Origin of the sequence: Phenylobacterium sp. (assembly GCF_031412415.1) — a bacterium.
GTDB lineage: Bacteria > Pseudomonadota > Alphaproteobacteria > Caulobacterales > Caulobacteraceae > Phenylobacterium.
Window position 1 is genome coordinate 1 of record NZ_JANOCX010000005.1, and the last position, 12,636, is coordinate 12,636.

Below are 12,636 nucleotides of genomic sequence, written 5' to 3' on the forward strand. Positions count from 1 at the left end.
AGCATCGGCAGGCGTTCGTAGGAGACGAGCGCCGAGTTGATGATCGCCCGGATGCCCGAGCGCTCCGCGGCTTCCTCGTCGGAAAGGTCGAAGCCCAACAGGCTGTCGATCTCGTCCTGGTTCAGGATCCGCTCAGCGCCGATCAGGCCCTCGACCTGGGCGTCGGGATTCTCCCACGTGGAGGGATCGTCGGGATTGATCCCCCCCGTCACGGCCCCCTGCATCCCCCCGATGATCTGCGGTTCTTCGTCCATGCGCTGCGCGGCGACCAGGGCGAGCCCTAGTTGACCAGCATCTCCTCGATCAGGACGGCGTTCACCTTCGACGGCGCGATCACCAGGTTCACCCGGCGCTGGATCTCCATGCGCAGCTGGTAGGAGCCCTGCGACCCTTGCAGGTCCTCGGGGCGCAGCTCACGCAGGAAGGTCTGGAACATGTCCTGGAGCCTGGGCATGTTCGGCTCCAGCAGGTCGACCGTCTCCTGGTCGGGCACTTCCAGGGTCAGCTTGAGCTTCAGGAAGGTGGCGCGGCCGTCGGCGGTCTGCATGTTCACCACCACGTTGGGCATGGTGTAGAACAGGATGCCGTCAGGCCCCTCGCGGACCTCGCCCGCGAGCTTCTCGCCTTCCTTCTTCTCGCCCTTCTTTTCCTTCTTCTTGTCCTTCTCCTTGCCTGCGTGCGCCTCGTCGGGCTTGGGCTTGAGAAGCATGAAGCCGGCGGTTCCGCCGCCGCCCAGGACCAGGACCGCGGCGACCCCGCCGATGATCAGGAACTTGAGCGGGATTTTCTTCTTGGCAGGCGCACCTTCGCCTTCTTCGCCCTCGACGGCTTCGTCTTCCTTCGGGGCTTCCTTGACCTTGTCCTTGGCCACGCGCGCGCGCTCCTTAGAATCTTATCCCCGTCTCATCGCCCCGCCATGGTTAAGGATCGGTTTTTAACCGGTGTTAACGGCCCACGAATCCTGCCCGGCAGAATCCGCCCATCGGCGCGCGTTAACTTAGTTTCCTATTGAAATAACTGGATTTTTCAGTTGGCCCGAAGCTTGCATCGGGTTGAGCGGAAAAAGTGACGCAGGTTAAGGCCCGCTCTCGATGGATAACGCCCTCTACGTTGGACTGTCGCGGCAGATGACGCTGCGTCGCGAAATGGACATCGTCGCCAACAACATCGCCAACGCCGACACCACCGGCTTCAAGGTCGAGAGCCTGCTGGTGGAGACCGAGCCCATGGCCCCGGCGCGAACCGCCCAGGGCCCGCGCCCGGTGAAGTTCGTGCTGGACCGCGGCGTCGGTCGCGACTTCCGCCAAGGCACGCTGCGGATGACCGGCGGGACCTTCGATCTGGGCGTCGAGGGCAATGGGTTCTTCAAGGTCTCGACCAGCGAGGGCGAGCAATACACACGCGACGGCCGTTTCCGCCTGGACGAGGCCGGCAAGCTGGTCACCCAGGACGGCCTGCCCGTGCTGGGTGACGGCGGCGAACTGGTCATCGACCCCAAGAAGGGCGAGGTCACCATCGCCCCCGACGGCACGATCAGCCAGGGCCAAGAGATCGTGGGCAAGGTGGGCGTGGTCCGCTTCGACCAGCTCTCGGTGCTGGAGAAGGTTGGCGACAACCTCTACCGCAACGCCTCCAACGACCAGCCCCAGGCCGCCCCGGATTCCCGCGTCCGCCAGGGCATGCTGGAAGGCTCCAACGTCAAGCCGATCTCCGAGATCACCCGGATGATCGAAGTCACCCGCGCCTACGAGTCCATGGCCAAGATGATGGACGGAACCTCTGAACTCTCCCGCCGCTCGATCGAGCGGCTGGGCAAGCTGAACTAAAGAAAGTCTAGTCGATGCAAGCGCTTCGCACCGCGGCGACCGGCATGGCCGCCCAGCAGATGAACGTCGAGGTCATCTCGAACAACATCGCCAACATGAACACCGTGGGCTTCAAGAAGCAGCGCGCGGAGTTCCAGGACCTGCTCTACCAGACCCTGGAACGGGCCGGGGCGCAGTCCTCCGACCAGGGCAATGTCGTCCCCACCGGCGTCCAGGTCGGCGGCGGCGTCAAGGCCGGGTCCGTCTATCGCATCACCGAGCAGGGCACCCTGACCGCCACCGGCAACAAGCTGGACGTGGCGATCTCCGGCCGCGGCTACTTCCAGGTGCTGATGCCGGCGGGCGAGACCGCCTATACCCGGGCCGGCAACTTCTCGACCAACGACCAGGGCCAGCTCGTCACCGAGGACGGCTATCTGATCCAGCCGGCGATCACCATTCCGAGCGACGCCACCGACATCTCGATCTCCAAGAGCGGTCAGGTCCAGGCGATCCGCGCCGGCCAGACCTCCCCCGAGGTGATCGGCAACCTGGAGCTCGCGACCTTCGTCAACGAGGGCGGCCTGGACGCCATCGGCGACAACCTGCTGTTGGAGACCGCCGCCTCGGGCGCGGCCACAACGGGCACGCCCGGCAATGACGGCATCGGCACTCTGAGCCAAGGTTACACCGAGGCGTCCAACGTGGACGCGGTCACCGAGATCACCGCCCTGATCGTCGCCCAGCGGGCCTATGAGATGAACTCAAAGGTCATCACCTCGGCCGACGAAATGCTGCGCACCGCCAGCAACATCCGGTCCTGATCATGACCCGCGCCCTGCTCATCGCCGCAGCCTGGCTGATCGCCGCGCCGGCCTTCGCCGCCACCAGCGTCACCCTGCGCGCCGAGGTGCTGGACGACGACGGCATGGTGACCCTCTCCGACCTGTTCGAGGGCGCGGGCGCGGCCGGCAAGGTTCAGGTCGCAGCCAAGCCCGGCGCCTCCACCGTGCTGGACGCAGGAGCCGTGCAGGGCCTGGCGCGGCGCAATGGCCTGGCCTGGGCGAACGCCGAAGGCATCCGTCGCATCGTGGTGCGCGGCGGCTCGGCCGGCGTCACCGCCACGCGCGGCAATGTCGAGGTGCTGACCTACGCCCGCAGCCTCTCGGTCGGCGAGATCGTCCAGGCGCAGGATCTGGTCTGGGGCAAGGCCGCCGCCTCCCCGGCCGATGCCCCCAGTGACGCCGAGACCATCATTGGCCTGGCCGCCAAACGCCCGCTGCGGGCCGGGGCGGCGGTCTCCGCTCGCGACGTTTCCGCCCCTCAGGTGATCAAGGCCGGCGAACTGATCACCGTGCTCTACGAAAACGACGGCATCTCGCTTGCCCTGCAGGGCAAGGCCATGACCGCCGCCAGCCAGGGGGAAGCCCTGAGCGTCCAGAACACCAGCTCCAAAAAGCTGATCCAAGCCGTGGCCAGCGGTCCCGGCCAGGCGCTCGTGGGCCCGGCCGCCGATCAGCTCCGCACCGTCCGCCGCACCCAGTTCGCGCTTCGCTAGTGAGAAGTCATCCCATGCGCCTCGCCATACTCGCCGTCCTCGCCCTGGCCCCGCTGGCCGCCTGCTCGACCGTGACGGAAGCCGTGAAGGGTCCCGATCTCACCCCGGTCGGCTATCCGTCGTCCCTGGTCGCCCGCGAGCAGCCGACCTTCGTCTCGGCCCGCGAACCCATGCCCCAGGCGGCATCGGCCAATTCCCTGTGGCGCACTGGAGCCCGCGCCTTCTTCATCGACCAGCGCGCCAACCGGGTGGGCGACATCCTGACGGTGCAGATCGATATCAACGACTCCGCCCAGACCTCGAACGCCAGCAACAGCTCGCGGACCTCGGGCGTCAGCGCCGGCGTCGACAACTTCTTTGGCCTAGAGACCAGCCTGGGCAAGTTCCTGCCGGGCGGCTTCGACCCCGCCAACGCCATCAACACCAACTCCACGACCAACAACCAGGGCTCGGGGGCGGTCACCCGCTCCGAGAAGATCTCGCTGACCATCGCCGCGGTGGTGACCAATGTCCTGCCCAACGGCAACATGGTGATCCAGGGCAACCAGGAGGTCCGGACCAACGCCGAACTGCGCCAGCTCACCGTGGCTGGGATCGTCCGCCCCGAGGACATCTCCTCGGCCAACACCGTGCGCCACACCCAGATCGCCGAGGCCAGGATCAGCTACGGCGGCCGTGGCGACATAAGCCGCGTCCAGAAGACGCCGGCCGGCCAGTCGCTGGTGGAGCGGTTCACCCCCTTCTAGGCCGATCCGGATCGTTTCAGCCTCGCGGGGCGTTCTCTTTCCAAAGGGAGCGTCGTCATGCGTCGCCACACGATCATAGGACTGGGACTTTTCTGCCTACTCGGCGCCTGCGCTCCGCAGGGCGGACCCGCCGCGCTGGGCATGGCCTGGTCGCTGAACCACGCCGAGGGCGAGGGCGCCAAGCTGGCCTTCGGACAGCCGGAGAGTGACAACCTGCTGCTCATGATGACCTGCCAGGCCCGCTCGGGCGAGGTGATGGTCACCGTCGCCGCGCCCGACAACGCGCCGGCCCGCGCCATCGAACTCAAGTCCAATTCCAACTCCACGCGCCTACCCGGCCAGGTCGTGCCGGCCATGGCTGAAGGCGAATCCTTGATCGAGGCTCAGACCAAAGCCAGCGACCCGACCCTGGCGAACTTCGCCCGGACCGGCGATCTCTCCGTCGGGGGCAATGGCGCAAGCGCAAGACTGCCGGTCACCGCCGACGATCGGAAGGTTGTGCGCAGCTTCCTCGCCACCTGCCGCGCCGCCTAGATGGCGCCTAGGATCGAGTGCTAGCTTCACGAGATGAAGCTCGCGACGATCGCTATCGCCACCCTCCTCGCCACAGCGGCCCAGGCTCAGGACACCCGCGTCTGGACCGTCGAAACGCCCAAGGGCGGCGACGCCTGGCTGCGCTACGCCACGCCGCAGATGAGCGATCAGGTGGCCGCCTTCCGCTGCGTCCCGAAATCGGGCCAGGTGCAGGTGCTGATCAAACTGGACAAGGCGCTGACCGCGCGCATCCCCTTGAGCGTCACCCTGGCCTCCGCACCGGCCTCGGCGACCTTGCGCGGCCTGGCCGAGCCCAACCCTGGGGCAGGCGGCGCGATCGCGGCCACCGAATTCTCCACCCGTGCGCCCGTCGTGGCTGCGTTCAGGAAGACCGGTGTGATCGGCGTTACGGCTCTTGGCGAGACCCTGGCCCTGCCGCCGGCCCCCAAGGGCGCGGTCCGCAAGTTCTTCGGGGCCTGTAAATAGGTCGGCGCTAGGCCCGCCGCCCCGCGGCCGAGACGTTGTCGACGCCCAAGGCCGCCATGGCGCCGCGCGCGATGCCCTCGGCGTCCAGGCCGGCCTCGGCGTACATGGCTTCAGGCTTGTCGTGTTCCTGGAAGATGTCGGGCAAGTTCAGGGTGCGGACCTTGAGGCCGCGATCAAGCGCGCCGTGCTCGGCCAGGGCCTGCAGCACGAAGCCGCCGAAGCCGCCCATGGCGCCCTCCTCGACCGTGATCAGCGCCTCGTGCTCGCGGGCCAGCCGCAGGATGAGGTCGATGTCGAGCGGTTTGGCGAACCGGGCGTCGCACACCGTGGCGGACAGGCCCCGCGCGGCCAGCAGGTCTGCGGCCTTGAGGCTCTCGGCCAGGCGAGTTCCGAAGGAGATGATGGCGACGGCCGTACCTTCGCGGACGATGCGGCCCTTGCCGATCTCCAGCGGCTCGGCGATCTCGGGCAGGGCGAGGCCCAGGCCCTCGCCGCGCGGATAACGGAAGGCGCTCGGCCGGTCGTCGATGGCCGCGGCGGTGGCGACCATGCGGGCCAACTCGACCTCGTCGGCGGCGGCCATCAGGATCATGCCCGGAAGCGCGCCCATGAAGCCGATGTCGAAGGAGCCGGCGTGGGTCGCGCCGTCGGCGCCCACCAGGCCCGCCCGGTCCATGGCGAAACGCACCGGCAGGCGCTGGATCGCCACGTCGTGGACGACCTGGTCGTAGCCGCGCTGCAGGAAGGTCGAGTAGATGGCGCAGAACGGCTTCATGCCGTCGGCGGCCAGACCCGCGGCGAAGGTCACCGCATGCTGCTCTGCGATGCCGACATCGAAGGTGCGGTCAGGGAAGCGCTTGGCGAACAGGTCGAGGCCCGTGCCCGAGTCCATGGCCGCGGTGATCGCGACGATCTTGTCGTCGCGTTCGGCCTGCTTGATCAATTCCTGGGCGAAGACCTTGGTATAGTGCGGCGCGACCGGCGTCGGCTTGGCCTGCTGGCCGGTGACGACGTCGAACTTGACCACGGCGTGCAGCTTGTCGGCCGCGCTCTCGGCCGGCGCGTAGCCCTTGCCCTTTTGCGTCACCACGTGGACAAGGACCGGTTTGTCCTTGATTTCACGGACGTTCTTGAGGATAGGCACCAGGGCGTCCAGGTCGTGTCCGTCGATGGGGCCGACATAGTAGAAGCCCAGTTCCTCGAACAGGGTGCCGCCGGTGACCATGCCGCGGGCGTATTCCTCGGCCTTGCGCGCGGCTTCCTGCAGCGGCTTGGGGAACACCTTGGCCACCGATTTGCCGAGATTTCGCAGGGACTGGTAGCCGCCGCCGGAAACCACTCGGGCGAGGTAGGCGCTCATCCCGCCGACCGGCGGGGCGATGGACATGTCGTTGTCGTTGAGAATGACGGTGAGCTGGCCGGTAGTCTCGGCCGCGTTGTTCATGGCCTCATAGGCCATGCCCGCGCTCATCGAGCCGTCGCCGATGACGGCCACGACGCGGTTGGACTTTCCCGCTGCGTCGCGGGCGGCGGCGAAGCCCAGGCCCGCGGAGATCGAGGTCGCCGCGTGCGCCGCGCCGAACGGGTCGTACTCGCTCTCGCTGCGGCGGGTGAAGCCCGACAACCCGCCACCCTGGCGCAGGGTGCGGATGCGGTCGCGACGGCCCGTGAGGATCTTGTGCGGATAGGCCTGGTGGCCGACATCCCAGATCAGGATGTCTTCGGGCGTCTCATAGACATGGTGCAGGGCGACGGTCAGCTCGACCACGCCCAGGCCCGCGCCAAAGTGGCCGCCGGTCTGGGAAACCGCGTCGATCATCTCGGCGCGCAGCTCATCGGCGAGCTGCCGCAGCTCGGCCGCGTTGAACCCTCGGGTGTCCTTGGGGAACGAAACCTTGTCGAGCAGAGGCGTGACTGGCGGCATGTTTTAAGAGAGACGCTGCAATGAAATCAGTTCCGGCGCTCTAACACGAAATCGACACTGGCCCGCAGGAATTCCGCCCGGGGGCCGAAGGGGTCGAGGTGCGCTTTCGTCTGTTCGGACAGAAGGCTGAGCCGTTCGCGCGCGGCCGCCGCGCCCAGCAGGGTGACGTAGTTGGCCTTGCCCATGGCGGCGTCCTTGCCCGCCTTCTTGCCCAGGGTCGCGCTCTCGCCCTCGGCGTCCAGCAGATCGTCGACGATCTGGTAGGCCAGGCCCAGGTCCTGGGCGAACCCCATCAAGGCATGGCGCTCGCTTTCGCCCGCGTGCGCCACGGTCAGCGGCAGTTCGAAGGCCACGGCGATCAGGGCGCCGGTCTTCAGCCGCTGCATGCGGGCCACGGCGCCCAGGTCGTCACGGACCCCCAGCATGTCGATCATCTGACCGCCGCACATGCCCCGCGCGCCGGCCGCCTGGGCCAGCTTCAGCACCATCTCGGCGCGGACATTGCCGTCCTTGTGAGTGTCGGGATGGGCCAGGATCTCAAAGGCCATCGTCTGCAGGGCGTCGCCGGCCAGGATGGCGGTGGCCTCGTCATAGGCCTTGTGGACCGTCGGCCGGCCCCGGCGCATGTCATCGTCGTCCATGGCCGGCAAGTCGTCGTGGATCAGGCTGTAGGCCTGGATGCATTCCAGCGCGCAGGCGGCGCGCAGCACCGGGCGGTCGTCGAGATCGAACATCTTGCCGGTCTCGATCGCGAAATAGGTGCGCAGGCGCTTGCCCGGTCCGAGTGCGGCGTAGCGCATGGCCTCGGTGAGCCGCGATTCAGGCCCCTCGGCGCGCGGCAATAGCTCATCTAGCGCCACGGTGACGAGATCGGCCGCCTCCGCCACGCGTTGGGCAAGGGACATCTAGTTGAACTCGGCCGGTTCGACGCTCGCCTGTCCCCCGGCGCCCACAACGATCTTCTCGACCTGCAGGCGCGCGGCCTCCAGGCGCTTCTCGCAATGGGCCTTCAGGGCCGCGCCTCGCTCATAGAGCTTCACGGATTCCTCGAGGGGCGCCTGGCCGGATTCCAGTTGGCCGACGATGCGCTCCAACTCGGCCAGCGCCTGTTCGAACGACAGACCATCGATGTCGGCGGCTTCGGCCATTCCGGATTCCTTGAAAAGCCCCGCAACCTAGTAAGGGCGGAGAGACCCCGCAACGGCGATGATCTCAGACGCGCTCGTAGCGCCTCGTCGACCAGTACTTCCAACCCTGATTGGCGGTCATCTTCCAGCCCCTGCGGCGCAGGGCGCGGCCGATCATGAAGTTAAAGAAGCCGTGGGCCACCACAACCACATCGGTCCCATCGACGGCGAGGCCTTCGATCAGATCGGTAGCGGCGTCCGCGCGGGTCTCGGCCTGCCCGCGGCTCTCCTGCCCCGCATGGTGGTCGAAGAACCACCACCAGAACCGGGCGATGAACCCCCAGGTCGACGGCGCGAGCTTGATGAAGCTCGGCCAGTTGGGCGGCGGCAGCGGCGCCTCGATGAACGTCGGGTCCTGGACGAACGCGCGGCCGTCGCAGAGGGCGAGGGCGCTTTCGATGGAGCGGATGCGCACCGAGGAGATCACCGCGCCGGCGGTGGCGATCTCGCTCATCAGGGCCGCTGGCGGCGTCTGGCCCGGCAGCAGGCCCATTTCCTCGTACTTGGCCCAGAACTCGCGATAGCCCTTCGCGGTGAGCTTAACGTCCCGCGACAGGGCGGGCTCCCCATGGCGGGCCAGGGTGATGGCGCCGGGGCGTCGCGCGGGCGTGGTCTGCAGGTCGGCGGTCAAAGCGTCGGCCATGTCATCTGAAAGCCTGCGCCCGCGCAATGCGCGAACCGGCGGCGCCCTTCACCCCAACGACAGGGCCCGAACATGCGCAAGCGCCGAGCGACCCAGAGCTTCAAGGTCGTAACCGCCCTCGAGCGAGGACACAACCCGGCCTTTCGCATGGGCGTTGGCCACCGATACGATGGCGCGCGTGGCCCAATCGAAGTCCTCGGCCTCAAGGTTCTGGGTCGAATCGCCGATCGGGTCGCGGGCGTGGGCGTCGAAGCCGGCCGAGATCAGAATCAGATCGGGCGCGAAAGCGTCCACATGGATCATCAGGGCCTCGAACTCCTTGCGCCACGCCTCCCGGGCCGCACCGGGCGGGACCACGGCGTTTCGGATGTTGCCGGGAACCGATTCGGAGGGATGGCCGGTGCCCGGCCACATCGGCCACTGCTGCACCGAGACGAAGAATGTGTCGTCCACCCCGCCGAGCGCGGCCTGAGTGCCATTGCCGTGGTGGACGTCGAAGTCCACCACCGCCACACGCCTGAGCCCAGCGGCCTGGGCCGCGCGCGCGGCGATGGCGACGTTGGAGAAGATGCAGAACCCCATGGGCATGTGGGGCTCGGCATGATGCCCCGGGGGTCGCACGGCGCAGAAGGCGCGATCGAGCCTGCCGGCTGCCACGTCGCGGACCGCGCTGGCCACCGCGCCCGCCGCTCGCTGAGCGGCCACGAGACTGCCCGGCGACATGAAGGTGTCGCCGTCCAGCATCAGCCGGCCGCTCGTCGGCGCGGAGTTGATGATGGCGTCCACATAGTCGGGCAGGTGAACCCGGGCGAGGTCGGCGGCGTCGACCAGCGGCGCGTGACGGCGGTCGAGCTTGAGGTCGGAGGCGTCGTCCAAGGCGCCCAGCACCGCGCTCAACCGCTCGGGCCGCTCGTAGTGGCCCTCGCCCGGACGGTGGTCGAGCATGTCGAGATGGGTGTAGAGGCCGAGGGTCATTGGCGACTCATCCTTGCCCGGGGGATCGTAGCGAGCATGCAGGAACCCATAATCCGCCGCGCCCGTCCCGACGAGGCCGAGATTGTCGCAACCCTCGGGGCGACGACCTTCCGCGAGACCTTCGCCCATCTCTACTCCGCCGACGACCTGGCCGCCTTCCTGGCGCAGGCCTACAGCCTGGAGCGGACCAAGGCCGACCTCGCCGATCCGGCCAAGGCGACCTGGTTGGTGGAAGCCGAGGGCGTCACGATCGGCTACGCCCTGGCCGGACCCTGTGGCCTTCCCCACCCGGAGGTAACGCCGGATTGCGGGGAGTTGAAGCGGATCTACCTGCGGAAAGTGGCCCAGAACGGCGGCGTCGGCCGTCGGCTGTTCGCCGCGACCATGGACTGGCTGCTGCGCGACGGCCCGCGAGACCTGTGGATCGGGGTTTGGTCGGAGAACCACGGCGCCCAGCGGCTATACGAGCGCCATGGGTTCGTGCGCGCCGGCGAGTACGGCTTCCAGGTCGGTTCGACCACGGATCGCGAGTTCATCCTACGCCGCCCCGCGCAAGGCTGACCCTCCCGCGAGGCCTTGACGCCTCAGACTTGCCAGATTTTCTCACCAAACCCGGATTATCGAAGAAATATTGCTGCGATTTAACATTGCTGTCTTTGACGCCATGGGCGGGTTTTGCGACGCTCCGGCTCAATCATCGCAAGGCTGATTGTGCATCGCAGAGCTGACACGGGCGACGGTGGGATGTTGAGAATTGGGTATGTGCGGCTGCGCGACACGCGGTCGTCGGACGACACGGCGGTCTTGAAAGATCTGGGATGCCATGTGGTCCGGGCCGAGGAGCCCGCGGGCCCGATGGCCGACGACTCCGCGGTGCTGACGTCGATTCTCGACTTCATTGGCGCGGGCGACCAACTGGTCGTCACCCGGCTCAGCCATCTGGCCCCTTCAAGCCGGGGTTTGCTCGACGTCCTGAGCCGGCTCGAGGCGCGTTCGGCCTCGCTATACGTGGTGGAGTCCAGCATCTCCTCCGAGGGCGAGGGCGGTCGGGCGCGTAGCGCGGCGTTTCAGGCGGTGGCCTCCGACGAACCACCGTGGATCGATCGGCGCCGCCGCGGCGCGCCGGCCGACGACATCCGCGCCCTTCAGGCGGCCGGCGTCGGACCTGTGGAGATCGCCCGGCGCCTCGGCGTCTCGCGCATGACCGTCTGGCGCAAGCTGCGCGAGATCCCCGCCTAGGCGCCGGGTAGCAGTTCGCTCAGCGAGCGGATGATCCGGTCGGGCCGCACCGGGCTGTCGGCCGGCAGTCCCACGCCGAACCCGTCGTGCCAGACGGCGTAGATCCCCAGCCGCTGGGGCGCGGCGACCTCCCATTCCAGATGGTCGCCGATCATCCAGGTCTCATGGGCCTGGACGCCGAGCACGCTCATGGCGTGAAGATAGGCCTGGGTCTCGGGCTTTCCAAAGCCATGCTCGCCCTCGATCTGGATGTGGTCGAACAGACCCGCGAGGTCGAAGCGCTCGATCTTGGCCCGCTGCGTGTCGGCCGCGCCGTTGGTCACCAGCGCCATCAGCACGCCGCGCGCCTTCACGGCCTCCAGCGCCGCGCGGGCGCCAGGGAAGAAGTCCGTCATCTCATCTCGGCAGGCGGTGAACCGCGCGGCGAAGCGATCGGCCAAGTCCGGCGTCAGGCTGGCCTCGCCCATGGCGGCGAAAGCCTCGGCGATCACCTGCCGCCGCGCCTGGGTGATGCCGAATCGCGCCGACTTGTGCCGGACCGGATCGGACCAGAACGCCACGAGGGCGATTTCCAGACGATCGGCGAGATCCTCGGGCCGAACCGGCGCCATGTCCCCGGCGAACTCGCCGGCCACCTGCAGAAGCACCAGTGGCCGCTGGCCCGCGGCCAGGATCGTGTCGTCCAGGTCGAAGAGGATCGCGCGGGGGAGTTGGGCCATGACGCCGGCCAGCTTGTCGCGCCGCCCCGCCACGCGCAAGGCGTGCTGGACATCGCCGCCCCGGGCCTCCATCTTCCGAAGTCAAACGACTGTTCGTCCCCCTATTTGGGAAGCCTGCCCATGTTCATGCGTTTCTTCACCGAGCTTCGCGAGGCCAAGGTCCCGGTCACGCTCAAAGAGTACCTCATGCTGATGGAGGCGCTCGATAAGGTGGCCATCGGGCGGAACGTCGACGAGTTCTACTATCTGTCGCGCTCGGCCCTGGTGAAGGACGAGAAGAATCTCGACAAGTTCGACCAGGTGTTCAGCCACGTGTTCAAGGGGCTGGAGAAGGTCGACGGGATCGGGGCCATGGACATCCCGGCCGAATGGCTGAAGCGCCTGTCCGACCAGTTCCTCACCGACGAGGAAAAGGCGCAGATCGAGGCCATGGGCGGCTTCGACAAGCTGATGGAAGCCCTGGCCGAACAGATGCGAAAGCAGCGCGAAGAGGGCGACGGGGACGGCGAAGGCAAGGGGCAGAACGGCCAGAAGGGCGACGGCAGCTCGCCATTCGGCGCCAACGGCTACCATCCCGAGGGCGTGCGCATCGGCCAGGAGAAGGGCCGCCACGGCAAGGCGGTCAAGGTCTGGGACAAGCGCGAGTACAAGAACCTCGACGACTCCGTCGAGCTGGGCACCCGCAACATCAAGGTGGCGCTACGCCGCCTGCGCAAATGGGTCCGCGATGGCGCCGCCGAAGAGCTGGACATGAACGCCACCATCAAGGGCACGGCGGAGAAGGGCTATCTGGACATCAACCTGCGTCCGGAGCGCCGCA

15 protein-coding genes and 2 pseudogenes are annotated in these 12,636 nt (G+C 67.6%); 9 read left to right on the forward strand and 8 right to left on the reverse strand.

Going from position 1 to position 12,636, the window contains the following annotated elements; translation table 11 throughout:
- Positions 1–254, reverse strand: a pseudogene (locus RMO04_RS00130) (flagellar motor switch protein FliM); the annotation flags it as partial.
- A gap of 26 nt (positions 255–280) precedes the next feature.
- The gene (locus RMO04_RS00135) at positions 281–871 is read right to left on the reverse strand and encodes a flagellar basal body-associated FliL family protein (protein WP_309642770.1); all 591 of its coding nucleotides are present in this window, start codon (positions 869–871) and stop codon (positions 281–283) included.
- 220 nt (positions 872–1,091) lie between these two features.
- Here RMO04_RS00135 and flgF point away from each other — a divergent pair, with 220 nt between their 5' ends.
- The 6 genes from flgF to RMO04_RS00165 are packed head-to-tail and all read left to right on the forward strand — an operon-like array spanning position 1,092 to position 5,129.
- Positions 1,092–1,826 (forward strand): flagellar basal-body rod protein FlgF, encoded by a 735-nt coding sequence (gene flgF, locus RMO04_RS00140; RefSeq protein ID WP_309642771.1) that lies wholly within the window; start codon positions 1,092–1,094, stop codon positions 1,824–1,826.
- 14 nt (positions 1,827–1,840) lie between these two features.
- A complete protein-coding gene (flgG, locus tag RMO04_RS00145) occupies positions 1,841–2,629 on the forward strand; it encodes a flagellar basal-body rod protein FlgG (protein WP_309642772.1) in 789 nt (262 codons plus the stop codon).
- 2 nt (positions 2,630–2,631) lie between these two features.
- A complete protein-coding gene (gene flgA / locus RMO04_RS00150; protein ID WP_309642773.1) occupies positions 2,632–3,363 on the forward strand; it encodes a flagellar basal body P-ring formation chaperone FlgA in 732 nt (243 codons plus the stop codon).
- Between the two features lie 14 nt (positions 3,364–3,377).
- The gene (gene flgH, locus RMO04_RS00155; protein ID WP_309642774.1) at positions 3,378–4,109 is read left to right on the forward strand and encodes a flagellar basal body L-ring protein FlgH; all 732 of its coding nucleotides are present in this window, start codon (positions 3,378–3,380) and stop codon (positions 4,107–4,109) included.
- Between the two features lie 57 nt (positions 4,110–4,166).
- Positions 4,167–4,643: a hypothetical protein gene (locus tag RMO04_RS00160; RefSeq protein WP_309642775.1), complete on the forward strand. Its 477-nt coding sequence runs from the start codon at positions 4,167–4,169 to the stop codon at positions 4,641–4,643.
- Positions 4,644–4,676: 33 nt separating this feature from the next.
- Entirely contained in the window at positions 4,677–5,129 is a 453-nt protein-coding gene (locus tag RMO04_RS00165; protein ID WP_309642776.1) for a hypothetical protein, read from the forward strand.
- A 7-nt stretch (positions 5,130–5,136) separates the two neighbouring features.
- On the opposite strand, the gene dxs is transcribed toward RMO04_RS00165, so the two are convergent.
- From dxs to RMO04_RS00190, 5 genes are all read right to left on the reverse strand, one after another.
- Positions 5,137–7,053: a 1-deoxy-D-xylulose-5-phosphate synthase gene (gene dxs / locus RMO04_RS00170; RefSeq protein ID WP_309642777.1), complete on the reverse strand. Its 1,917-nt coding sequence runs from the start codon at positions 7,051–7,053 to the stop codon at positions 5,137–5,139.
- 26 nt (positions 7,054–7,079) lie between these two features.
- Positions 7,080–7,958 (reverse strand): farnesyl diphosphate synthase, encoded by an 879-nt coding sequence (locus RMO04_RS00175; RefSeq protein ID WP_309642778.1) that lies wholly within the window; start codon positions 7,956–7,958, stop codon positions 7,080–7,082.
- On the reverse strand, positions 7,959–8,201 hold the full coding sequence (locus RMO04_RS00180) for an exodeoxyribonuclease VII small subunit (RefSeq protein WP_305676560.1): 243 nt from the start codon (positions 8,199–8,201) through the stop codon (positions 7,959–7,961). It abuts the gene before it with no gap.
- A gap of 64 nt (positions 8,202–8,265) precedes the next feature.
- A complete protein-coding gene (locus tag RMO04_RS00185; protein ID WP_309642779.1) occupies positions 8,266–8,883 on the reverse strand; it encodes a histidine phosphatase family protein in 618 nt (205 codons plus the stop codon).
- A gap of 48 nt (positions 8,884–8,931) precedes the next feature.
- Positions 8,932–9,858, reverse strand: coding sequence for a histone deacetylase family protein (locus RMO04_RS00190; protein ID WP_309642780.1), 927 nt, complete (start codon positions 9,856–9,858; stop codon positions 8,932–8,934).
- Positions 9,859–9,894: 36 nt separating this feature from the next.
- Here RMO04_RS00190 and RMO04_RS00195 point away from each other — a divergent pair, with 36 nt between their 5' ends.
- Positions 9,895–10,419 (forward strand): GNAT family N-acetyltransferase, encoded by a 525-nt coding sequence (locus RMO04_RS00195; RefSeq protein ID WP_309642781.1) that lies wholly within the window; start codon positions 9,895–9,897, stop codon positions 10,417–10,419.
- A 183-nt stretch (positions 10,420–10,602) separates the two neighbouring features.
- Positions 10,603–11,097: a recombinase family protein gene (locus tag RMO04_RS00200; protein WP_309642782.1), complete on the forward strand. Its 495-nt coding sequence runs from the start codon at positions 10,603–10,605 to the stop codon at positions 11,095–11,097.
- Here the strand turns inward: RMO04_RS00200 and RMO04_RS00205 are convergent.
- A complete protein-coding gene (locus RMO04_RS00205; protein WP_309642783.1) occupies positions 11,094–11,888 on the reverse strand; it encodes an HAD family hydrolase in 795 nt (264 codons plus the stop codon). The two genes, RMO04_RS00200 and RMO04_RS00205, sit on opposite strands and share 4 nt — an antisense overlap.
- A 48-nt stretch (positions 11,889–11,936) precedes the next feature.
- Here RMO04_RS00205 and RMO04_RS00210 point away from each other — a divergent pair.
- Positions 11,937–12,636 (forward strand): annotated as a pseudogene (locus tag RMO04_RS00210) (VWA domain-containing protein); the annotation flags it as partial.

Coding starts and splice junctions, on each gene's coding strand:
- RMO04_RS00185 (WP_309642779.1), bottom strand. CDS start 8,883: ATGGCCGACGCTTTGACCGCCGACCTGCAGACCACGCCCGCGCGACGC.
- flgG (WP_309642772.1), top strand. CDS start 1,841: ATGCAAGCGCTTCGCACCGCGGCGACCGGCATGGCCGCCCAGCAGATG.
- RMO04_RS00205 (WP_309642783.1), bottom strand. CDS start 11,888: ATGGAGGCCCGGGGCGGCGATGTCCAGCACGCCTTGCGCGTGGCGGGG.
- RMO04_RS00200 (WP_309642782.1), top strand. CDS start 10,603: ATGTTGAGAATTGGGTATGTGCGGCTGCGCGACACGCGGTCGTCGGAC.
- RMO04_RS00195 (WP_309642781.1), top strand. CDS start 9,895: ATGCAGGAACCCATAATCCGCCGCGCCCGTCCCGACGAGGCCGAGATT.
- flgH (WP_309642774.1), top strand. CDS start 3,378: ATGCGCCTCGCCATACTCGCCGTCCTCGCCCTGGCCCCGCTGGCCGCC.
- RMO04_RS00160 (WP_309642775.1), top strand. CDS start 4,167: ATGCGTCGCCACACGATCATAGGACTGGGACTTTTCTGCCTACTCGGC.
- RMO04_RS00190 (WP_309642780.1), bottom strand. CDS start 9,858: ATGACCCTCGGCCTCTACACCCATCTCGACATGCTCGACCACCGTCCG.
- flgA (WP_309642773.1), top strand. CDS start 2,632: ATGACCCGCGCCCTGCTCATCGCCGCAGCCTGGCTGATCGCCGCGCCG.
- RMO04_RS00175 (WP_309642778.1), bottom strand. CDS start 7,958: ATGTCCCTTGCCCAACGCGTGGCGGAGGCGGCCGATCTCGTCACCGTG.
- RMO04_RS00180 (WP_305676560.1), bottom strand. CDS start 8,201: ATGGCCGAAGCCGCCGACATCGATGGTCTGTCGTTCGAACAGGCGCTG.
- flgF (WP_309642771.1), top strand. CDS start 1,092: ATGGATAACGCCCTCTACGTTGGACTGTCGCGGCAGATGACGCTGCGT.
- RMO04_RS00165 (WP_309642776.1), top strand. CDS start 4,677: ATGAAGCTCGCGACGATCGCTATCGCCACCCTCCTCGCCACAGCGGCC.
- dxs (WP_309642777.1), bottom strand. CDS start 7,053: ATGCCGCCAGTCACGCCTCTGCTCGACAAGGTTTCGTTCCCCAAGGAC.